Raw genomic sequence first — 20,282 nt, 5'->3', positions numbered from 1 at the left:
GCTCACGTTAATGGGGCTTGAAGCGCACCCGCTCCGGCGGCTGCTTGAACGTGCCAAGCGGCGTCCAGACGGGCATGCCGAGGAAGAACGCGAAGTAGATCAACGCGCAGAACTGCGCGATCAGCGTCGCCGCCGGCGAGGGCGGCCGCGTGCCGAGGAACGCGAGGGTCAGGAACGCCGCGACGAAGATCCCGAGGAACACCTTGTGGAACAGCGGCCGGTAGCGGATCGACTTCACCGGGCTGCGGTCGAGCCACGGCAGGAAGAACAGCGAGATCACCGCCGAGCCCATCACGACGACGCCCCAGAACTTCGACTCCGTCAGGTACATGAACACGACGATCGCGGCCGCCAGCACCGGCAGCCCGACCTTCCACTTGCCGCGCGCGCGGATCAGCGCGAGCACGCCGAGCAGCGCGATCACGATCATCAGCACGATCTTGAACGGGTCGGTGGTCGCGCGCAGCATCGCGTAGAACGCGGTGAAGTACCAGACCGGCGCGATCTCGGGCGGCGTCTGCAGCGGGTTCGCCGGGACGAAGTTGTTCGCCTCGAGGAAGTAGCCGCCCATCTCCGGCGAGAAGAACACGATCAGCGCGAACACCATCAGGAACACGCACACGCCGAGGAAATCGTGGACCGAGTAGTACGGGTGGAACGGGATGCCGTCGAGCGGAATGCCGTTCTCGTCCTTTTTCGCCTTGATCTCGATGCCGTCGGGGTTATTCGACCCCACTTCGTGCAGCGCAACCAGGTGGGCGACGACGAGGCCGACCAGCACCAGCGGAATCGCGATCACGTGGAACGCGAAGAAGCGGTTCAGCGTGACGTCGGACACGACGTAGTCGCCGCGAATCCACAGCGACAGGTCCGGGCCGACGAACGGAATCGCCGAGAACAGGTTCACGATCACCTGCGCGCCCCAGAACGACATCTGGCCCCACGGCAGCAGGTAGCCGAAGAACGCTTCGGCCATCAGGCACAGGAAGATCGCGCAGCCGAAGATCCACACGAGCTCGCGCGGCTTGCGGTACGAACCGTACAGCAGCCCGCGGAACATGTGCAGGTAGACGACCACGAAGAACATCGATGCACCGGTCGAGTGCATGTAGCGGATCAGCCAGCCCCACGGCACCTCGCGCATGATGTACTCGACCGACGCGAACGCGAGCATCGAGTCGGGCTTGTAGTTCATCGTCAGGAAGATGCCCGTGACGATCTGGTTGACGAGCACCAGCAGCGCGAGGGAGCCGAAGAAGTACCAGAAGTTGAAGTTCTTCGGCGCGTAATACTCGGATACGTGCTTCTTCCAGGTGGACGTGAGCGGGAAGCGCTGGTCGATCCAGCCGGTGAAACCTGTGGTGGAGACTTCCTTGTTGTCGGCGGCCATCACGCTTCTCCTTTCTCGTCCTTGCCGATCACGAGGGTCGTCGCCGACGTGAACATGTAGGGCGGGATGTCGAGATTCTGAGGCGCCGGCTTGTTCTTGAACACACGGCCGGCGAGGTCGTAGGTCGAACCGTGGCACGGGCACAGGAAACCGCCCGGCCAGTCGTCCGGCAGGTTCGGCTGCGGACCCGGCGTGAAGCGTTGGCTAGGCGTGCAGCCGAGGTGCGTACACACGGCCATCACGACGAGAATGTTCTTGCGATCGGCCCGCGACCGATATTCGTTGGCGCAATACGCGGGCAACGGCATCGAATACGGGGATTTCGTGGCCGGATCGGCCACTTCCTTGTCGGCCTTGACCACGTCGGCCAGCATCGAATCGGTGCGATTCAGGATCCAGACCGGCTTGCCGCGCCACGGCACGGTGACCATTTCGCCGGGCTTCAGGCCGCTGATGTCGACCTCGACCGGCGCACCGGCCGCTTTCGCTTTCGCGGACGGCGCAAGCGACGCCGCGAAAGGTATGACGGTGGCTACGCCTCCTACGCCACCTGCTACGGATGTCGCAATCAGCCAGGTACGGCGGCCGCTGTCGACGCGTTTCTCTTCCTTGTCTCGCATCACACGCCCCACTTCTGAGTTGGATTTTCCGTCACGACTTTCCATTCCGCCGCTAGTTTGCTCGAATGGAGTCGCCATTTACAAGGCCCGGAGATGAAAATCCCTTCGAAGTGATTGATAGTTAAGGGTTATCCCGCACTATCGGAGCGATTAAATCATTTCACTTTTAAGCGGATGCTACATTGTGAAATTTCGATGCACTGCCGCAAATCCGGTGCTCAGACCGGATTATGAATATCGATAAAAAGGTGTTCGAGATCGAATTCTTCGGACAAGTGGCGCCCAAGCGCCTGGATCCCGTAGCGCTCGGTCGCATGGTGCCCCGCCGCAACGAACGCGACGCCGCTCTCCGCCGCCGCGTGGGTGGTCGACTCGGACACCTCGCCGGTCAGGAACACGTCCGCGCCGGCGTCGATCGCCGCGTCGAAATAGCTCTGCGCGGCGCCCGTGCACCACGCGATGCGGCGCAACTGCGTGTCCGGATCGCCGAGCACGAGCGGCGTGCGGCCCAGCGTGTTCTCGACCTTCGCGACGAAGTGCTCGAGCGTGACGGGCATCGGCAGCGTCGCCATCCAGCCGAGATCGCCTTCGCCGAACCGCTGCTCGCCGATCAGGCCGAGCTTTTCGCCGAGCTGCGCGTTGTTGCCGAATTCGGGATGCGCGTCGAGCGGCAGGTGGAACGCGAACAGGTTCAGGTCGTTCGCGAGCAGCAGCTTCAGGCGCTGATACTTGCGGCCGGTGATCTGCGGCGCCTCGTTGCGCCAGAAATAGCCGTGATGGACGAGCACGGCATCCGCACCCCATTCGAGCGCGGCTTCGAGGAAGGCGACCGACGCCGTCACGCCGGTGGCGATCTTCTCGATCTTGCGGCGCCCCTCGACCTGCAGGCCGTTCGGGCAATAGTCCTTGAAGCGCGCGGTTTCAAGGGTATTGTTCAAGTACAATTCAAGTTCGATCCGATCCATATAAACCTCTAATCCATTCAGATGCTTAGACGCTTCTGGCTGTTCTTCGCGCAGGCGGTGACCGTACTGCTCGCGCTGATGTTCATCGTCGTGACGCTCAAGCCGCAATGGCTGCAACGGCAAGGACAGCTCGGCAAGCAGCTTGCCACGCCGATCGTCGCGCTGCGGGAAGTCGCGCCGGGCATCGGCGGCGCACCGGCGACCACGTCGTATGCCGAAGCCGCGCAGAAGGCGATGCCGGCCGTCGTCAACGTGTTCTCCAGCAAGGACGGCTCGCTGCCGCCCGACCCGCGCGCGAAGGATCCGCTGTTCCGTTACTTCTTCGGCGACCGCAACGCCCGCAAGCAGCAGGACGAGCCGGCCGCCAACCTCGGCTCGGGCGTTATCGTGAGCCCGGAAGGTTACATTCTAACGAACCAGCACGTCGTGGACGGCGCCGACCAGATCGAAGTCGCGCTCGCCGACGGCCGCACGGCCACCGCGAAGGTGATCGGCAGCGATCCCGAAACCGATCTCGCCGTGCTCAAGATCAACATGACGAACCTGCCGACGATCACGCTCGGCCGCTCCGACCAGTCGCGCGTCGGCGACGTCGTGCTTGCGATCGGCAACCCGTTCGGCGTCGGCCAGACGGTCACGATGGGGATCATCAGCGCGCTCGGCCGCAACCACCTCGGCATCAACACGTTCGAGAACTTCATCCAGACCGACGCGCCGATCAACCCCGGCAACTCCGGCGGCGCGCTGGTCGACGTGAACGGCAACCTGCTCGGCATCAACACGGCGATCTACTCGCGCTCCGGCGGCTCGCTCGGCATCGGTTTCGCGATTCCGGTTTCGACCGCGCGCACGGTGCTCGAAAGCATCATCACGACGGGCTCGGTCACGCGCGGCTGGATCGGCGTCGAGCCGCAGGACGTCACGCCGGAGATCGCCGAGTCGTTCGGGCTCCAGCAGAAATCGGGCGCGATCGTCGCGGGCGTGCTGCAGGGCGGCCCGGCCGACAAGGCCGGCATCAAGCCGGGCGACATCCTGGTGAGCGTCAACGGCGAGGACATCACCGACACCACGAAGCTGCTGAACGTCGTCGCGCAGATCAAGCCGGGCACACCGACCAAGGTGCACGTCGTACGCAAGGGCAAGCAGTTCGACGTGAACGTCGTGATCGGCAAGCGCCCGCCGCCGCCGAAGCAGACGCTCGACGAGCAGGACAGCGATAGCGAATGAGGCTGGGCAGGCGGCGCGCCGCCTGCCGGTTGCGACGCGTCGTGATGCGCCGCGGAAATGGAAAAGGGCAGCCGGCTGGCTGCCCTTTTGCTTTGCTTCAAAACGATGTCGGGTGCCGCGAAGGCGGCGTGGGCACGCGCTGGCCGGAGCCAACCGCAGCAGGTACCGGCCCCTCCAGCTTGACCGGAAAGCCGCCCGGCGCCGCGCCGTCAACCCGCGGCTTCGCCGTTCCCCGCCTCGCCCTCTTCGGCCGGCTTCTTCGGCACGAAGAACCGTGCGGCCAGCAGCCCGATCTCGAACAGCACGACGAGCGGCAGCGCCAGCATCAGTTGCGAAAACACGTCTGGCGGCGTGACGACCGCCGCGACCACGAATGCGCCGACGATCACGTACGGCCGCATCTCCTTCAGCTTCTTCAGGGACAGCACGCCCATCCGGACGAGCAGCACGACGACGATCGGCACCTCGAACGTGACCCCGAACGCGATGAACATCCCGAGCACGAAGCTCAGGTAGTTGTCGATGTCGGTCGTCATCTCGGCCCCGAGCGGCGCGTTGTAGTGCGCCATCACGCGGAAGATCGTCGGGAACACGAGGAAGTACGCGAACGCCATCCCGCACAGGAACAGGAAGTAGCTGCTGCCGACGAGCGGCGCGACGAGCTTCTTCTCGTGCTGGTACAGCCCCGGCGCGACGAACGCCCAGATCTGGTACAGCACGATCGGCAGCGCGATCACGAGCGCGACGAGCATCGTGACCTTCATCGGCACGAAGAACGAGCCGGTGACGTCGGTGACGATCATCTTGCCGTCTTTCGGCAGGTTGTCCATCAGCGGCCGCGCGAGCAGCTTGAAGATGTCCGGCGCCCAGTAGACGAGCCCGAGGAACACGACGATCACGGCCAACCCCGCGCGAATGATGCGATCGCGAAGCTCGACGAGATGGGAAATGAAGGTTTCTTCCGGGGCGTCGCCCGGGTTCTGCTGGGGGTCGCTCACACCGGCCCTCGGTAGGATTGACGAGCGAGCATGCGCTCGACTCAGAAGAAGCGCGTCGGCCGGCGCAGGCTGGCCGGCTGATGACGCGCGACACGCGCGGCGCCCGACTGCACGTGCGTGCGACGGGTCGTCGCGCGCTTGTACCAGACGGGCGCCGCCGCCTGCTTGATGCGCCAGTTGCGACGCTTCGGCGCAAGCGCGGCCGAACTGCCGCGCCACGACGGCGCCGCGGGCGTATCGGAACCAGCGGAGCCGACGGACCCGGCGTCGCCGGCAGCCCCGTCAAGACCGCCGACCGCGGAATGCCACGTGTCGTTCAGTGCCTTCTCGTGCTCGCGCAAGTTGTCGTGAATCGTCGTCTCGACATTGCGCGCGGCCGATTCGAAATCGGTCTTCATCGTCCGCAGCGCGTCGAGTTCGATTTCGCGCGAGACCTCGGCCTTCACGTCGTTGATGTACCGCTGCGCGCGGCCGAACAGCGCGCCTGCCGTGCGCGCGACGCGCGGCAGGCGCTCGGGGCCGAGCACCACGAGCGCGACGACGCCGATCAGCGCCATCTTCGAAAGACCGAGATCCAGCATCGCGAATGCCTGTCAGCGTGCCGGCGTTACGCCTTGTTCGAATCGGAACGCGTCGTTTCCTTCGCGTTGACGTCGACCGCACCCGAACGCGGCAGTTGCTGCGCATCCGCCGGCGTTTCGCCTTCCTTCATGCCGTCCTTGAAACCCTTCACGGCGCTGCCGAGGTCGTTGCCGATGTTGCGCAGCTTCTTCGTACCGAAAACCAGCGCGACGATCAGCAGCACGATCAGCCAGTGCCAAATGCTCAATCCACCCATGATGAAACCTCTCCTCAACCACGCCGCGTCGCGGCGCAAATCGCCGGCGGCACGCCGGCTTCGACTATCGATGCGGGGAAACGCCCCGCTGCGTCAACCCATTCGCTGCCACGGGCGCGGGCCGGCCAGGATATGCGCGTGCAGGTGGTAGACCTCCTGCCCGCCGCCCGGGCCCGTGTTGATCACCGTACGGAAACCGGTTTCGCCGCCCGTATACGCGACGCCGAGCTGGTCGGCCAGACGCGCGACGAGCAGCATCAGCCGGCCGAGCATCGGCGCATCGGCGTCGCTCGCCGCCGACAGCGTCGGCAGGTGCTGGCGCGGAATCACGAGCACGTGCGTGTCGGCCGCCGGGCGGATGTCGCGGAACGCGACGAATTCGTCGTCCTCGTGCACCTTCGTGCTCGGGATCTCGCCTGCCGCGATCTTGCAGAACAGGCAATTCGGATCGTGACTCATGTTGCTCCTGCAGACGCCCGCGCGCGGCCGGTCAGAACCATGCCTGCGGATCGAGCGCCTTGTTGTCGTTCAGGTACAGCCAACCCTTGATGATACGGTACAGCGTCCAAATCCATGTGACAAACATGATCACGAATCCCACCCCCACGAACAGCAGCGCGATGCCGATCACGTATGCGATCAGCGCGCGCCAGAACGTGCGGATCTGCCACTCGAAGTGATCGGCGTACGGCGTGCCGGCCACGTCGCCGCGCTTCACGTAGTTGATGATGATCGCGATGATGCCCGTGACGCCACCCGTCAGCCAGTGAATCGCATAGAGGCCGTACAGCACGTGGGTCAGCGTGCGCAGCCCGTTCAGGCGTTCGGCATCCGCGGCTCCCGGCACCGCCGGCGTCGGAAACTGGTTCGACGTATCGTTCATGATGCTACCCCCGTTAGATGACAATTCTTACAGCTTACCGCACTGTTGCCACCGCGGCGGGGCATGCCCGTCACCCGCCGTTTTCCTCGCGCTCGCGACGCTTGCGCAGCGCCTTTTCCTCGATGCCCGACAAGCCTTCGCGACGCTCGAGTTCGGCGATCACGTCAGCCGGGCTCAGGTCGAAATGCGACAGCATCACGAGGCAGTGGAACCACAGGTCGGCCACCTCGCCGACGAGCGCGGTCGGCGCGCCGCCCTGGCGCACGTCCTTCGCGGCCAGCACGACTTCCGTCGCCTCTTCGCCGATCTTCTTCAGCACCGCGTCGTCGCCCTTGTGGAACAGGCGCGACACGTACGATTGGTCGGGGTCGCCGCCCTTGCGGCTATCGATCACCGCCGCGAGGCGCAGCAGCGTGTCTTCGGTCGATTGCGTCATTTGTAGATGTGTTCGGGGTCTTTCAGCACCGGTTCGACCGCGACCCAGTCGCCGCTGTCCACGTTGCCTTCGAATTTCTGGAAGAAGCACGAATGCCGGCCGGTGTGGCATGCGATGCCCGACACCTGCTCGACCTTCAGCAGCACGACGTCTTCGTCGCAGTCGAGCCGCACTTCGTGCACGTGCTGCACGTGGCCCGATTCCTCGCCCTTGAACCACAGGCGCTTGCGCGAACGCGAATAGTAGACCGCGCGCTGCGTCTCGACCGTCTTCGCGAGCGCCTCGCGATTCATCCACGCGAACATCAGCACGTCGTTGGTCGACGCTTCCTGCGCGATCACCGGCACGAGGCCGTTGTCGTCCCAGCGGACCTTGTCGAGCCACGCGGGCAGGGATTTCGTTTCCGTATTCATCACAGCCTCACCGCGATGCCCTGGTCGGACATGAAGCGCTTCGCCTCGCCGACCGTGTGCTCGCCGTAGTGGAAGATGCTCGCGGCCAGCACCGCGTCGGCGCGGCCGTCCTTGATGCCGTCGGCCAGGTGCTGCAGCGAACCGACGCCGCCCGACGCGATCACCGGCACCGGCACCGCATCCGACACGCCGCGCGTGAGCGCGAGGTCGAAGCCCGACTTCGTGCCGTCGCGGTCCATGCTCGTGAGCAGGATCTCGCCGGCGCCGAGTTCGGCCATCTTGCGCGCCCATTCGATCGCGTCGAGGCCCGTGTTCTTGCGGCCGCCGTGCGTGAACACTTCCCAGCGCGGCGCCTCGCCGTCGGCCGACACGCGCTTCGCATCGATCGCGACGACGATGCACTGCGAGCCGTACTTGTCGGCCGCGTCGCGCACGAGCTGCGGGTTCGCGACCGCCGACGAATTCATGCTGACCTTGTCCGCGCCCGCGTTCAGCAGGCGCCGCACGTCCTCGACGGCGCGCACGCCACCGCCGACGGTCAGCGGAATGAACACCTGCGACGCAACGGCTTCGATGATCGGCAGGATCAGGTCGCGCTGGTCGGACGTCGCGGTGATGTCGAGGAAGGTCAGTTCGTCGGCACCCTGGTCGTCGTAGCGGCGGGCGATTTCGACGGGGTCGCCGGCGTCGCGCAGCTCGACGAAATTGACGCCCTTGACGACACGCCCGGCGGTCACGTCCAGGCAGGGGATGATGCGTTTAGCTAGAGCCATGATGTTGCGCCAAATGCCGCGCTGGGACGGCCGGTTGCGGAAGCCTCGCGCGAGGCTTCCGGTCGGGGCCGCCTGCGGGCAGCCCCGGCGAACGGGACAACCGCGGTTACGCGTTGTCGAGTTCGCCGTTCAGTTCGTCCGCGCGCTTTTGCGCGGCCGCGAAATCGAGATCGCCGGAGTAGATCGCACGGCCGCAGATCACGCCTTCGACGCCGTGCTCTTCCACTTCGCACAGGCTCTCGATGTCCGTGAGGTTCGACAGGCCACCGCTGGCGATCACCGGGATGCCGACCGCCTGCGCGAGCTTCACGGTCGCGTCGATGTTGATGCCCTGCAGCATCCCGTCGCGGCCGATGTCCGTGTAGACGATCGATTCGACGCCGTAATCCTCGAACTTCTTCGCGAGATCGATCACCTCGTGACCGGTCAGCTTGCTCCAGCCGTCGGTCGCGACCTTGCCGTCCTTCGCGTCCAGCCCGACGATGATGCTGCCGGAGAACGCGGTGCACGCGTCCTGCAGGAAGCCCGGGTTCTTCACGGCCGCCGTGCCGATGATCACGTAGGACAGGCCGGCGTCGAGATACTTCTCGATCGTCTCGAGGCTGCGGATGCCGCCGCCGAGCTGGACGGGAATTTCGTCGCCGACTTCGTCGAGGATCGCTTCGATCGCCTCGAGATTCTTCGGCTTGCCGGCGAATGCGCCGTTCAGGTCGACGAGATGGAGCCGCCGGGCGCCGAGATCGACCCACTTGCGGGCCATCGCCGCCGGGTCCTCGGAAAAAATCGTGGCCTGGTCCATATCGCCCTGTTTGAGGCGCACACACTGACCGTCTTTGAGGTCGATGGCCGGAATCAGCAACATAGCAATCGGGTGTCGTCGTGGAAAAAGAAAAGAATCCGGCGCGTACCGGCCAAACCGGTGCCGCGCCGTCTCGCTAGTTTAGTACAACTCTTTCGGCGCTTAGGCGGGCAAGCCCCGTGCGACAGGCCTTTCGGCCAGGGCGACTGTGGCTCGCGCACCACGTTTACGGTTTCCAGTGTACGAAGTTGCGATACAGACGCAACCCGACCTCCGCGCTTTTCTCCGGGTGGAATTGGGTCGCGAAGAGGTTGTCCCGCGCGACCGCGGACGTAAACGGCGCGCCGTAGGCCGTTTCGCCGACCGTGTGCGCCGGGTTGTCCGGCGTCACGTAATAGCTGTGCACGAAGTAGAAATACGCGTCGTCGGGCACGCCGTCCCACAGCGGGTGCGGCTGCGCCTGGCGCACGCGGTTCCAGCCCATCTGCGGCACCTTGAAGCGCGAGCCGTCGTCCTGCACGCGGCCGTCGAGCTCGAAACGCACGACCTTGCCGGGCAGGAGGCCGAGGCCCTTCGTGTCGCCTTCCGCGCTCCAGTCGAACAGCATCTGCTCGCCGACGCATACGCCGAGCAGCGGCTTCGTGCGCGACGCCTCGATCACGGCCTCCTGCAGGCCCGATTCGCCGAGGCAGCGCATGCAGTCCGGCATCGCACCCTGGCCGGGCAGCACGACGCGGTCGGCCGCGCGAATCGCGGCCGGCGTGTCGACGATCGCCACGTCGGCGGCCGGTTCGGCCTTCCTGAGCGCCTGCGCGACCGAGCGCAGGTTGCCCATCCCATAATCCACAATCGCAATCGAAGTTTTCATCTCAGTGCAGGCAGTAGCGCCCTCAGTCCATTGACGATGAATTCCACCGCCAGCGCCGACAGCATCAGACCCATCAGCCGCGTGGCGATGTTGATGCCGGTGCGGCCGATCCAGTTCGCGATCGGCTCGGCGAGCCGCATCGCGACGAAACACAGAAAAGCCAGGACCGCGCCGATCGCGACCAGTCCGGCCCGCTCATACCAGTGATGCGCGTTCGCCGCATAGATGATCACCGTGCTGATCGAGCCGGGGCCCGTGAGCAGCGGAATCGCCAGCGGCACGACCGCGATGTTGTCCTTCAGCTCGGCTTCGTGGCGCTCCTCCGGCGTCGATCGGGTGTTGCCGATCTGCGCGTTCAGCATGTTGATCGCCATCAGCAGCATGATGATCCCGCCGCCCACTTCGAGCGATCCGACCGAAATGCCGAAGAAGTTGATGATCTGCTGCCCGAGCAGCGCGGTCACCGTCATCACGCAGAACACCGACACCGATGCGATCCGGATCGTGCGCCGCCGCTCGTCGTCCGTCTGCTGCGCCGTCAGGCTCAGGAAGAACGGCACCGCGCCCACCGGATTGATCAGCGCGAGCAGCGAAATGAACGATTTGAGCAGATCCATCGCAAGCCGGCGCCGCGCGCCGAAGCCGTGAGGTTGTCCCGAGCGCAGTCCGTCCGGACGTTCAGAGGCTGCCTTTCGTCGACGGAATCTGCCCCGCCGCCCGCTCGTCGAGCTCCACCGCCGCGCGCAGCGCCCGGCCGAAGGCCTTGAACACCGTCTCGAGCTGGTGGTGCGCGTTGATTCCGCGCAGGTTGTCGATGTGCAGCGTGACGCCCGCGTGGTTCACGAAACCGCGGAAGAACTCGATCGACAGGTCGACGTCGAACGTGCCGATCCGCGCGCGCGTGAACGGCACGTGGAATTCGAGGCCCGGCCGGCCCGAGAAGTCGATCACGACGCGCGACAGCGCCTCGTCGAGCGGCACGTACGAATGGCCGTAGCGACGGATGCCCTTGCGGTCGCCGATCGCCTTCGCGACGGCCTGACCGAGCGTGATGCCGACATCCTCGACCGTGTGGTGATCGTCGATATGCGTGTCGCCATGCGCTTCGACCTCGAGATCGACCAGACCGTGTCGCGCGATCTGGTCGAGCATATGGTCGAGAAACGGCACGCCGGTGGCCAGCTTCTGCTGGCCGGTGCCGTCGAGATCGAGCTTCACACGGATCTGCGTTTCGCTGGTATTGCGAACGACTTCCGCCACACGCATGGCAATTCCTTGATCGAGTCTGATGTAAATGGGGATTGATCGTCGCGCGCCGCCGCGCCCTGGGCTCAACCGGGCAGCGCGAGTTTCAAGGCGGCCAGCAGGCGGGCGTTTTCGTCGGGAGAACCGACGGTCAGCCGCACGCATTCGGCCAGTAATGGATGCATTTTACTCACGTTTTTGACCAGCACCCGCTCGGTGAGCAGCGCATCGAACACGGCAGCCGCGTCCGGCACACGTACCAGCAGGAAATTGCCGGCGCTCGGGAACACCGTCGCCCCGGGCAGCGCGGCCACCGCCTGCGCGAGGCGCGCGCGCTCCGCACGCAATTCGGCCGCCTGCGCGTCGAGCACGTCGAGGTGGTCGAGCAGGAAATCGGCGGTCGCCTGGGTCAGCACGTTGATGTTGTACGGCGGGCGCACCTTGTCGAACTCGTTCAGCCACGCGGGCAAGCCGACGAGATAGCCGAGGCGGATGCCCGCGAGGCCGAGCTTCGACACCGTGCGCATCACGACGACGTTGTCGAACTCGGCGGCGCGCGGCAGCCACGAACGCTCGGCGAACGGCTGGTACGCCTCGTCGATCACGATCAGGCTGTGGCGCGCGGCCGCGACGATCCGTTCGACGTCGGCATCGTCGTACAGCGTGCCGGTCGGGTTGTTCGGGTACGCGAGATAGACGATCGCCGGCCGGTGCTCGGCGATCGCCGCGAGCATCGCGTCGACGTCGAGCGTCAGGTCGGCCTGCAGCGGCACGCCGACGAATTCGAGCTGCGCGAACTTCGCCGACAGTTCGTACATCACGAAGCCCGGCACCGGTGCGAGCACCTTCGCGCCCGGCTGCGCGCACGCGACCGAGATCATGCTGATGATTTCGTCGGAACCGTTGCCGAGCAGCACGTCGCAGCCGGCCGGCACGCGCATCGCGTGGCGCAGCTTGTCGAGCAGCGCGGCCGGGCGCGGCGCCGGGTAGCGGTTCAGCGCGACCTGCGCGAGCCGCTCGCCGAGCGCCGCGGCGAGCGGCGCCGGCAGCGGATACGGGTTCTCCATCGCGTCGAGCTTCACGAACCCGCTCGCGTCCGGCACCGGATAGCTGGTCATCGCGAGCACGTCGCGGCGGATGATGTCTTGTGGCGTCGTCATGGTCTCAAGCCGGCGTGCGTCGCGCCGGCGTCAAAGGGTCGGCAGGGCGGCGGCTGCCGCCCTGCACTCGTCTCCTGCCCGCTCCAAAAATGCGCGGTCAGCCCTTCATCCGGAACTCGGCGCTCCTTGCGTGCGCCTGCAGTCCTTCGCCGTAAGCGAGCTCGGACGCGATCTCGCCGAGCGTCTGCGCGCCTTCCGCGCTGACCTCGATCAGACTCGAGCGCTTGATGAAGTCGTACACGCCGAGCGGCGACGAGAAGCGCGCGGTGCGCGACGTCGGCAGCACGTGGTTCGGGCCCGCGCAGTAGTCGCCGAGGCTCTCGCTCGTGTAGCGGCCGAGGAAGATCGCGCCCGCGTGGCGGATCTGCTGGCCCCATTGCTGCGGCTCCAGCGCCGAGATTTCGAGGTGTTCCGGCGCGATGTCGTTGGCGATCCGGCACGCCTCGGCCATGTCGCGCACCTTGATCAGTGCGCCGCGGCCCTCGAGCGACGCGCGGATCACGTCCTGGCGCGGCATCGTCGGCAGCAGCTCGTCGATCGCCTTTTCGACGCGATCGAGGAACGCACCGTCCGGGCACAGCAGGATCGACTGCGCGAGTTCGTCGTGCTCGGCCTGCGAGAACAGGTCCATCGCGACCCAGTTCGGATCGGTCGTGCCGTCGCACAGCACGAGGATTTCCGACGGCCCGGCGATCATGTCGATGCCGACCGTGCCGAACACGCGGCGCTTCGCCGACGCGACGTACGCGTTGCCGGGGCCGCAGATCTTGTCGACGGCCGGCACCGTCTCGGTGCCGTATGCGAGCGCGCCGACCGCCTGCGCGCCGCCGATCGTGAACACGCGATCGACGCCGCCGAGCAGCGCTGCGGCCAGCACGAGGTCGTTCTTCACGCCGTCCGGCGTCGGCACGACCATCACGATCTCGCCGACCCCCGCGACGCGCGCGGGAATCGCGTTCATCAGCACCGACGACGGATACGCGGCCTTGCCGCCCGGCACGTACAGGCCGACGCGGTCGAGCGGCGTGACCTTCTGGCCGAGCACCGTGCCGTCGCTTTCCGTGTACTGCCAGCTATGCGTGCCGCACTCGATCTTCTGCTTCTCGTGGTACGCGCGCACCCGCGCCGCGGCCGCTTCCAGCGCCGCGCGCGCCTTCGGCGCGAGGCCGTCGAGCGCCGTCTGCAGCGCATCCTGCGGCAATTCGAGCGCGGCGACGCTGTTCGCGCTCAGCCGGTCGAAGCGGTTCGTGTACTCGAGCACCGCGGCGTCGCCGCGCGACTTCACGTCGGCGAGGATCTTCGCGACCGATTGCTCGATCGCTTCGTCTTCGCTCGCCTCGAACGCGAGCACGGCGCGCAGCGCGGCGCCGAAGCCTTCGTTCGTCGAATCGAGCTTGCGGATGGTGATGGACATGGGAGTTCCGTTACGGTGATGCGCTCAACCGCCATTCTGCGACGCGCGTTCGAACGCGTCGAGGATCGGCTTGAGCGCCGCGCGCTTCAGTTTCAGCGCGGCCTGGTTCACGACGAGGCGCGACGAGATCGCCATGATCTCCTCGACCTCGACCAGATTGTTCGCCTTCAGCGTGCCGCCCGAGCTGACGAGGTCGACGATCGCGTCGGCCAGCCCGACCAGCGGCGCGAGCTCCATCGAGCCGTACAGCTTGATCAGGTCGACGTGCACGCCCTTCGCGGCAAAGTGTTCGCGCGCCGTTTCGACGTATTTGGTCGCGACCCGCAGGCGCGCGCCCTGGCGCACTGCGTTCGCGTAGTCGAAGCCGGCCGGCACGGCCACCGACATCCGGCAGCGCGCAATGTTCAGATCGATCGGCTGGTACAGGCCCGAGCCGCCGTGCTCGACCAGCACGTCCTTGCCGGCCACGCCGAAATCGGCCGCGCCGTATTCGACGTAGGTCGGCACGTCGCTCGCGCGCACGATGATCACGCGCAGGTTCGGATCGGTCGTCGGCAGGATCAGCTTGCGCGACGTTTCCGGGTCCTCGGCCACCTGCACGCCGGCGGCGGCCAGCAGCGGCAGGGTTTCCTCGAAAATCCGGCCCTTCGACAGGGCGAGGGTCAGCGGCGCGGTCATGCTTGGCTCCCGGAAAGGCGGCGCACGTTCGCGCCGACGGCGGTCAGTTTGGCTTCCATGCGGTCGTAGCCGCGGTCTAGGTGATAGATGCGGTCGACGAGCGTTTCGCCGTCGGCGCGCAGCCCGGCGATCACGAGGCTCGCCGACGCACGCAGGTCGGTCGCCATCACGTTCGCGCCCGACAGCTTGTCGACGCCCGTCACGAGCGCCGTGTTGCCGTCGATCGTGATGTTCGCGCCGAGCCGGTTCAGCTCCTGCACATGCATGAAGCGGTTCTCGAAAATGGTCTCGACGACCTGCGCGGTGCCCGTCGCGACCGTATTGAGGGCCATGAACTGCGCCTGCATGTCGGTCGGGAACGCCGGGTATTCCGACGTGCGGATCGTCACCGCCGACGGGCGGCGATCCATCTTCACGCGCAGCCAGCTGTCGCCTTCCTCGATCGACACGCCGGCTTCGCGCAGCTTGTCGATCACCGCGTCGAGGATGTGCGGGCGCACGCCCGTCAGCATCACGTCGCCGCCGGCCGCCGCGACCGCGCACAGGAACGTGCCGGCCTCGATCCGGTCGGGGATCACCGAATGACGCGCGCCGTGCAGCCGCTCGACGCCCTGGATCACGAGGCGATCGGTGCCGATGCCGTCGATTTTCGCGCCCATCGCGACCAGCAAGTGTGCGAGATCGCTCACTTCCGGCTCGCGCGCGGCGTTTTCGATCACCGTCTCGCCGTCGGCGAGCGTCGCGGCCATCAGCAGGTTTTCCGTGCCCGTCACCGTGATCATGTCGGTCACGATGCGCGCGCCCTTCAGGCGCTTCGCGCGCGCCTCGATGAAGCCGTGCTCGATGCTGATTTCGGCGCCCATCGCCTGCAGGCCCTTGATGTGCTGGTCGACCGGTCGCGCGCCGATCGCGCAGCCGCCCGGCAGCGACACCTTCGCCTCGCCGAAACGCGCGAGCAGCGGCCCGAGCACGAGGATCGACGCGCGCATCGTCTTCACGAGCTCGTACGGCGCGACGAGGTTGTCGACGCGCGACGCGTCGAGCTGCACGCGGTAGCCGTCGGTCTCGCTCTTCACGCCCATCTGGTTCAGCACCTTCAGCGTCGTGCGCACGTCCTTCAGGTTCGGCACGTTGTCGAGATCGACCGGGTCGGCGGTGAGCAGACCCGCGCACAGGATCGGCAGCGCGGCGTTCTTCGCGCCCGACACGACGATCTCGCCGGACAGGCGGCGACCGCCTTCGATCGCGAGTTTGTCCATCCCCTGTCCCTGCGATTCCCCGTTGGCGGCCGGGTGTGCCGTGGCGACGCTCTGGACGGCGTCGCGCTCGTTGACGGTGACTTGCACTCAGTGATTTCCGTTTATGCGTTCTGCCATTCGGCGGGCGTCAGCGTCTTCATGCTGAGCGCGTGAATTTCCTGCTTCATGCGATCGCCGAGCGCCGCATAGACGAGCTGGTGCCGCTGGATCGGCCGCTTGCCCTCGAAGGCCGCCGACACGATCGTCGCGAAGAAATGCTGGCCGTCGCCTTCGACTTCCAGATGCGTGCAGGCGAGACCGCCGGCGATGTATTGCTTGACCTGTTCGGGAGTCGGCAACATGGTGTAAGGCTCCTGTGGCGCGCGCCGCCTTGGGCGGCCGCGGCCTGACGATATCAATGACGCAGTTTGTAGCCGGTCGCGAGCAGCCGCATCGCGATCAGCGCGAGCAGCACGAAGAAACCGGTGACGATCGCGAGGCTCGCGAACGGGTTGATGTCGGACGCGCCGAAGAACCCGAAACGGAAGCCGTCGATCATGTAGAAAAACGGGTTGAGACGCGACACTTCGCGCCACACGGGCGGCAGCGAGTGCGTCGAATAGAACACGCCGGACAGGAACGTCAGCGGCATGATCAGGAAGTTCTGGAACGCGGCGAGCTGGTCGAACTTCTCGGCCCAGATCCCGGCGATCAGGCCGAGCGTGCCGAGGATCGCCGAGCCGAGCAGCGCGAACGCAATGATGAACAGCGGCGCCGCGAAGTGCATCGGGATAAACCAGATCGTCACGACGAACACGCCGGTGCCGACCGCGAGCCCGCGCACCACGGACGCGAGCACGTACGCGCCGAAGATGTCGCGGTACGACAGCGGCGGCAGCAGCATGAACACGAGGTTGCCGGTGATCTTCGACTGGATCAGCGACGACGAGCTGTTCGCGAACGCGTTCTGCAGCACGCTCATCATCACGAGGCCCGGCACGAGAAAGCTCACGTACTCGACGCCCGGATAGACCTCGACGCGGCCCGACAGCGCGTGGCCGAAGATCGTCAGATACAGCAGCGCGGTGACGATCGGCGCGAGCACCGTCTGGAACGACACCTTCCAGAAACGCAGCAGTTCCTTGTAGAACAGCGTGCGAAACCCGCTTCCCGGCACGCGCCGGGCCGTCCCCTCGGACGTCAGCGAACGCAGTTCGCGTGGGGAGTGTTGATTCATGCCAGCCCCTCGATCACCTCGGCCCCGTTCATCACCTGGACGAACACATCCTCGAGGTCGGCCTTGCGGACCTCGATCTCGTCGAACGTGCAACCGGCCGCGCGGCATTGCGCGAGGATGCGTTCGACCTCGTCGTAGCTCCCGAGACGCAGCAGGTGCTCGCCCGGCGCGCGCGCGGCCGGATCGGTCTCCAGCCCGCGCAGCTCGGCCGGCAGCGCACCGGTCGCGAACCGCAGGTACAGTTGCAGGCCCGCGAACCGGCGCAGCAGCGCGTCGGTGCGGTCGAGCGCGACGACTTCGCCCCGGCGCAGCATCGCGATGCGGTCGCACAGCGACTCGGCTTCCTCGAGGTAATGGGTGGTCAGCACGATCGTGTGACCCTCGCGGTTCAGGCGCGAGATGAATTTCCACAGCGTCTGGCGCAATTCGACGTCGACGCCGGCGGTCGGCTCGTCGAGCACGATCACCGGCGGCCGGTGCACGAGCGCCTGCGCGACGAGCACGCGGCGCTTCATCCCGCCCGACAGCGCGCGCATGTTCGCGTCGGCTTTCTCGGTGAGATCGAGATTGGCCATCACTTCATCGATCCAGTCGTCGTTGCGGCGCAGCCCGAAGTAGCCGGACTGGATCCGCAGCGTCTCGCGGACGGTGAAGAACGGGTCGAAAACGAGTTCCTGCGGCACGACGCCGAGCGCGCGGCGCGCATTGCGGAAGTCCTGGACGACGTCGTGACCGCGCACCGAGATACTGCCTTCGTCGGCCCGGGCGAGCCCGGCGAGGATACTGATGAGCGTGGTCTTGCCTGCGCCGTTGGGGCCGAGCAGACCGAAAAACTCGCCTTCCTCGACCGACAGGCTGACGCCCTTGAGCGCCTGAAGCGACTTGTAGCGCTTCTTGACGTGACGGATTTCTATGGCTGACATGACTGTGCGCGACGCCAGGGCCGCGACGCCTATTCTGTGCTTGCTGCGAAAGAAAATGGGGGCCGGACGCCGATTGGCTGCCCCGCAAAACGCTTGATTATAGGGCAAACCGGCTGGGGGAGCCGGCGCCGAGGGCGCGCGGCCTGAAGCGTGCGCGCGCCGGCTGGCGCGGCAGGCTTCGGTCGGACAGGGTCAATGTCGCCCGGTGCCTTCGATGAGCGCGTCGACGCCGTAGGCGTGCGCGAGGCTGGCGAGCTTCGGAGGGAGATTGAGGATGTCGAGGGTCGCGCCGCGCGCTTTGGCGGCACGTTGCCATGCGAGCAGCACGGCGAGCGCGGACGAGTCGAACTGCGTCAGCGCCGCGCAATCGACGGCGGTTGCGCCCGCACCGATGCGCGCAAGACCGGCCGCGAGCGCGGACTTCGCGCTCGCGACGGTCAGCGAGGAGCCGGCTTCGAAGCCGCTCACGACGCTTGCTTGCCGGCGGCAAGTTGCTGGTTGCGCTGCGTCAGGAACTGGATCAGCCCTTCCACGCCGCTTTGCTGGATCTTCTCGTTGAACTGCTGCTGGTAGGTCTGGATCAGCCATGCGCCGAGCACGTTCAGGTCATACACCTTCCAGCCGTTCGCCGTCTTGTACAGGCGGTAGTCGATCTGGACCGGCTGGCCGTTGTTCATCGCGACCGTCTTGACCACGACGTCGGTATCGGCCGGATCCGCGCGGAACGGCGGGTACTGGATCTGCTGGTCCGGCTTCAGCTGCGCGAGCGCGCCCGAATACGTGCGGATCAGCAGCAGCTTGAACTGCTCCTGAACCTGCTGTTGCTGCTCGGCCGTCGCCGTGCGCCAGTTGCGGCCCATCGCGAGCTGCGTGGTGCGGCGAAAATCGGTGTACGGCAGGATGTCCTTGTTGACGATCGAGATGATGCGGTTGGTGTCGCCCTGCTTGATCGTCTGCTGCTTGACTTCGTCGAGCACCTGCTGGGTCGCCGTCTTGATCAGCGCCTGCGGGTTCGACTGGTCGACTTGCGCGTGAGCTGCGCTGCCGAACGAGAACAGCGCCGCGAAAACGGGGATCAGGAACAGTTTTTTCATCATAGTGGCCTGCATGAATGAGTCGATGCGAAGGTTGGAGCAGGTAGCTTACGCGCAAGTTCGCGTACGCTACCGACTGAATCGTTTCCGGCTGTAACGAATGTAAGTCCGTCAGTGCAGCCGGATGCTCGGGAACCGGAACCCGCCCGGCGACGGCGGCGCCACCTGCATCGCCGGCACGTTCGTCTCGCTGGCCGGGTTCGGCGATTCGGCCGTGCCCGACGCCGGCGCAGCAACCGCCGCGCCCGATGCGCCCGCCGGCGCCGCACCGCCCACCGCCGCCGCACCCGCGGTACCGGCCGCGCCGGCTGCCGCCGGTGCCGCGCCGTCTTCCGGCAGGTCGTACTTCGGCAGCGCGTCGTTGTTCGACGTTACGGCGGCCTCGCCGCGGGCGTTGCTGATCAGCGCCTGACGGCGCTGCAGGTACGCGTTGCGCACGAACGAATACTTGTCGAGCGCCGCGGCGTCCAGCACGTCGCCCGCGCCGAGCAGGTTCGCACGCGTGTTGACGAGGTTCACGCCGAACAGGCCCCAGCTCAGGCCATCCGGCTTCACGTAGGTAAGCGGGTTGCCGACGTAGTCGACGCCGAGGCCGGCCGTGTCGCGCAGCGTGCTCGGGCCGAGCAGCGGCAGCACGAGATACGGGCCCGACGGCATGCCGTAGCGGCCCATCGTGATCCCGAAGTCGGCCGTGTGCTTCGGCAGCTTCGCGATCGTCGCGACGTCGAACAGACCGCCGACGCCGAACACCGTGTTGATCACGACGCGCATGATGTCGCCGACGCCGTCCGCGATGCGCAGTTGCACGATGTTGTTCGCCGCGATGTAGACGTCGCCGATGTTCGAGAAGAAGTTCGTCACGCTGTCGCGCACCGGCTGCGGCACCACGTACTGGTAGCCCTTCGCGACCGGTTTCAGCGCGTACGTGTCGACCGTGTCGTTGAACTTGTACATCGTCCGGTTGAAGCCTTCGAGCGGATCGCCCTTGGTCGGCGTCTGCACGGTCGCGCAGCCGCTCAACGCGGCGACTGCCGCTACCGCCAGCGCGGCGTGCCTGATGCGGATCGTGTGCATGGTCATTAC

26 protein-coding genes are annotated in these 20,282 nt (G+C 66.2%); 1 reads left to right on the top strand and 25 read right to left on the bottom strand.

Features of this window, described 5'->3' with window-relative positions:
- Nucleotides 1–7: 7 nt before the first annotated feature.
- The 3 genes from H0X95_RS18535 to H0X95_RS18525 all read right to left on the bottom strand — a co-directional run bounded on the left by H0X95_RS18535 (nucleotide 8) and on the right by H0X95_RS18525 (nucleotide 2,975).
- The gene (locus H0X95_RS18535) at nucleotides 8–1,390 is read right to left on the bottom strand and encodes a cytochrome b (protein WP_006485333.1); all 1,383 of its coding nucleotides are present in this window, start codon (nucleotides 1,388–1,390) and stop codon (nucleotides 8–10) included.
- Nucleotides 1,390–2,010, bottom strand: coding sequence for a ubiquinol-cytochrome c reductase iron-sulfur subunit (petA, locus tag H0X95_RS18530; protein ID WP_006491868.1), 621 nt, complete (start codon nucleotides 2,008–2,010; stop codon nucleotides 1,390–1,392). The genes H0X95_RS18535 and petA overlap by 1 nt, the downstream gene beginning before the upstream one ends.
- Before the next feature lie 218 nt (nucleotides 2,011–2,228).
- Nucleotides 2,229–2,975: a Nif3-like dinuclear metal center hexameric protein gene (locus tag H0X95_RS18525; RefSeq protein ID WP_006485336.1), complete on the bottom strand. Its 747-nt coding sequence runs from the start codon at nucleotides 2,973–2,975 to the stop codon at nucleotides 2,229–2,231.
- Between the two features lie 21 nt (nucleotides 2,976–2,996).
- On the opposite strand from H0X95_RS18525, the gene H0X95_RS18520 reads away from it, so the two are divergent.
- Nucleotides 2,997–4,202, top strand: coding sequence for a Do family serine endopeptidase (locus H0X95_RS18520; protein ID WP_006494427.1), 1,206 nt, complete (start codon nucleotides 2,997–2,999; stop codon nucleotides 4,200–4,202).
- A gap of 209 nt (nucleotides 4,203–4,411) precedes the next feature.
- On the opposite strand, the gene tatC is transcribed toward H0X95_RS18520, so the two are convergent.
- From tatC to H0X95_RS18410, 22 genes are all read right to left on the bottom strand, one after another.
- Nucleotides 4,412–5,200: a twin-arginine translocase subunit TatC gene (tatC, locus tag H0X95_RS18515; RefSeq protein WP_006485341.1), complete on the bottom strand. Its 789-nt coding sequence runs from the start codon at nucleotides 5,198–5,200 to the stop codon at nucleotides 4,412–4,414.
- Nucleotides 5,201–5,241: 41 nt separating this feature from the next.
- Nucleotides 5,242–5,781, bottom strand: coding sequence for a Sec-independent protein translocase protein TatB (gene tatB / locus H0X95_RS18510; RefSeq protein WP_058902245.1), 540 nt, complete (start codon nucleotides 5,779–5,781; stop codon nucleotides 5,242–5,244).
- Between the two features lie 26 nt (nucleotides 5,782–5,807).
- Nucleotides 5,808–6,038 (bottom strand): Sec-independent protein translocase subunit TatA, encoded by a 231-nt coding sequence (gene tatA, locus H0X95_RS18505; RefSeq protein WP_006477115.1) that lies wholly within the window; start codon nucleotides 6,036–6,038, stop codon nucleotides 5,808–5,810.
- Between the two features lie 93 nt (nucleotides 6,039–6,131).
- Nucleotides 6,132–6,497 (bottom strand): histidine triad nucleotide-binding protein, encoded by a 366-nt coding sequence (locus tag H0X95_RS18500; RefSeq protein ID WP_006485352.1) that lies wholly within the window; start codon nucleotides 6,495–6,497, stop codon nucleotides 6,132–6,134.
- A gap of 31 nt (nucleotides 6,498–6,528) precedes the next feature.
- Nucleotides 6,529–6,921 carry a DUF4870 family protein gene (locus tag H0X95_RS18495; protein WP_006485332.1) on the bottom strand — a complete coding sequence of 131 codons (393 nt, stop codon included), beginning with the start codon at nucleotides 6,919–6,921 and terminating at the stop codon, nucleotides 6,529–6,531.
- A gap of 70 nt (nucleotides 6,922–6,991) precedes the next feature.
- Nucleotides 6,992–7,357, bottom strand: coding sequence for a phosphoribosyl-ATP diphosphatase (locus H0X95_RS18490; RefSeq protein ID WP_006485344.1), 366 nt, complete (start codon nucleotides 7,355–7,357; stop codon nucleotides 6,992–6,994).
- Nucleotides 7,354–7,770, bottom strand: a complete 417-nt coding sequence (gene hisI / locus H0X95_RS18485; protein WP_006494429.1) for a phosphoribosyl-AMP cyclohydrolase — start codon at nucleotides 7,768–7,770, stop codon at nucleotides 7,354–7,356. Before hisI ends, H0X95_RS18490 begins: the two co-directional genes overlap by 4 nt.
- Nucleotides 7,770–8,543 (bottom strand): imidazole glycerol phosphate synthase subunit HisF, encoded by a 774-nt coding sequence (gene hisF / locus H0X95_RS18480; RefSeq protein ID WP_006485327.1) that lies wholly within the window; start codon nucleotides 8,541–8,543, stop codon nucleotides 7,770–7,772. Before hisF ends, hisI begins: the two co-directional genes overlap by 1 nt.
- 106 nt (nucleotides 8,544–8,649) lie before the next feature.
- Nucleotides 8,650–9,405 carry a 1-(5-phosphoribosyl)-5-[(5-phosphoribosylamino)methylideneamino]imidazole-4-carboxamide isomerase gene (gene hisA / locus H0X95_RS18475; RefSeq protein WP_006477123.1) on the bottom strand — a complete coding sequence of 252 codons (756 nt, stop codon included), beginning with the start codon at nucleotides 9,403–9,405 and terminating at the stop codon, nucleotides 8,650–8,652.
- A gap of 163 nt (nucleotides 9,406–9,568) precedes the next feature.
- Nucleotides 9,569–10,210 carry an imidazole glycerol phosphate synthase subunit HisH gene (gene hisH, locus H0X95_RS18470; protein WP_034201074.1) on the bottom strand — a complete coding sequence of 214 codons (642 nt, stop codon included), beginning with the start codon at nucleotides 10,208–10,210 and terminating at the stop codon, nucleotides 9,569–9,571.
- Complete coding sequence (locus H0X95_RS18465) at nucleotides 10,207–10,827, bottom strand: YchE family NAAT transporter (protein ID WP_006485349.1); 621 nt, start codon at nucleotides 10,825–10,827, stop codon at nucleotides 10,207–10,209. The genes hisH and H0X95_RS18465 overlap by 4 nt, the downstream gene beginning before the upstream one ends.
- A gap of 61 nt (nucleotides 10,828–10,888) precedes the next feature.
- The gene (hisB, locus tag H0X95_RS18460; protein WP_006477126.1) at nucleotides 10,889–11,476 is read right to left on the bottom strand and encodes an imidazoleglycerol-phosphate dehydratase HisB; all 588 of its coding nucleotides are present in this window, start codon (nucleotides 11,474–11,476) and stop codon (nucleotides 10,889–10,891) included.
- Between the two features lie 65 nt (nucleotides 11,477–11,541).
- Nucleotides 11,542–12,615, bottom strand: a complete 1,074-nt coding sequence (gene hisC / locus H0X95_RS18455) for a histidinol-phosphate transaminase (protein WP_006485351.1) — start codon at nucleotides 12,613–12,615, stop codon at nucleotides 11,542–11,544.
- Between the two features lie 97 nt (nucleotides 12,616–12,712).
- Complete coding sequence (hisD, locus tag H0X95_RS18450; RefSeq protein WP_006494431.1) at nucleotides 12,713–14,029, bottom strand: histidinol dehydrogenase; 1,317 nt, start codon at nucleotides 14,027–14,029, stop codon at nucleotides 12,713–12,715.
- Between the two features lie 24 nt (nucleotides 14,030–14,053).
- Complete coding sequence (gene hisG, locus H0X95_RS18445; protein WP_006477129.1) at nucleotides 14,054–14,707, bottom strand: ATP phosphoribosyltransferase; 654 nt, start codon at nucleotides 14,705–14,707, stop codon at nucleotides 14,054–14,056.
- Nucleotides 14,704–16,053, bottom strand: coding sequence for a UDP-N-acetylglucosamine 1-carboxyvinyltransferase (murA, locus tag H0X95_RS18440; protein WP_059723941.1), 1,350 nt, complete (start codon nucleotides 16,051–16,053; stop codon nucleotides 14,704–14,706). Before murA ends, hisG begins: the two co-directional genes overlap by 4 nt.
- A gap of 14 nt (nucleotides 16,054–16,067) precedes the next feature.
- The gene (locus H0X95_RS18435; RefSeq protein ID WP_006477131.1) at nucleotides 16,068–16,307 is read right to left on the bottom strand and encodes a BolA family protein; all 240 of its coding nucleotides are present in this window, start codon (nucleotides 16,305–16,307) and stop codon (nucleotides 16,068–16,070) included.
- A 53-nt stretch (nucleotides 16,308–16,360) separates the two neighbouring features.
- Nucleotides 16,361–17,182 carry an ABC transporter permease gene (locus H0X95_RS18430; RefSeq protein ID WP_006485346.1) on the bottom strand — a complete coding sequence of 274 codons (822 nt, stop codon included), beginning with the start codon at nucleotides 17,180–17,182 and terminating at the stop codon, nucleotides 16,361–16,363.
- Nucleotides 17,179–18,105, bottom strand: coding sequence for an ABC transporter ATP-binding protein (locus H0X95_RS18425; protein ID WP_006485348.1), 927 nt, complete (start codon nucleotides 18,103–18,105; stop codon nucleotides 17,179–17,181). Before H0X95_RS18425 ends, H0X95_RS18430 begins: the two co-directional genes overlap by 4 nt.
- A gap of 192 nt (nucleotides 18,106–18,297) precedes the next feature.
- A complete protein-coding gene (locus H0X95_RS18420) occupies nucleotides 18,298–18,573 on the bottom strand; it encodes an STAS domain-containing protein (RefSeq protein ID WP_006485329.1) in 276 nt (91 codons plus the stop codon).
- The gene (locus H0X95_RS18415; RefSeq protein WP_012492305.1) at nucleotides 18,570–19,199 is read right to left on the bottom strand and encodes an MlaC/ttg2D family ABC transporter substrate-binding protein; all 630 of its coding nucleotides are present in this window, start codon (nucleotides 19,197–19,199) and stop codon (nucleotides 18,570–18,572) included. Before H0X95_RS18415 ends, H0X95_RS18420 begins: the two co-directional genes overlap by 4 nt.
- A gap of 111 nt (nucleotides 19,200–19,310) precedes the next feature.
- Nucleotides 19,311–20,273, bottom strand: coding sequence for an MlaA family lipoprotein (locus H0X95_RS18410; protein WP_020979879.1), 963 nt, complete (start codon nucleotides 20,271–20,273; stop codon nucleotides 19,311–19,313).
- Between the last annotated feature and the right edge of the window lie 9 nt (nucleotides 20,274–20,282).

Source organism: Burkholderia sp. 9779_493 (assembly GCF_015712215.1).
GTDB classification, from domain to species: domain Bacteria; phylum Pseudomonadota; class Gammaproteobacteria; order Burkholderiales; family Burkholderiaceae; genus Burkholderia; species Burkholderia cenocepacia.
Note: the sequence above shows the minus strand (reverse complement) of the source record. Positions and strands in the feature narration are given on the sequence as shown.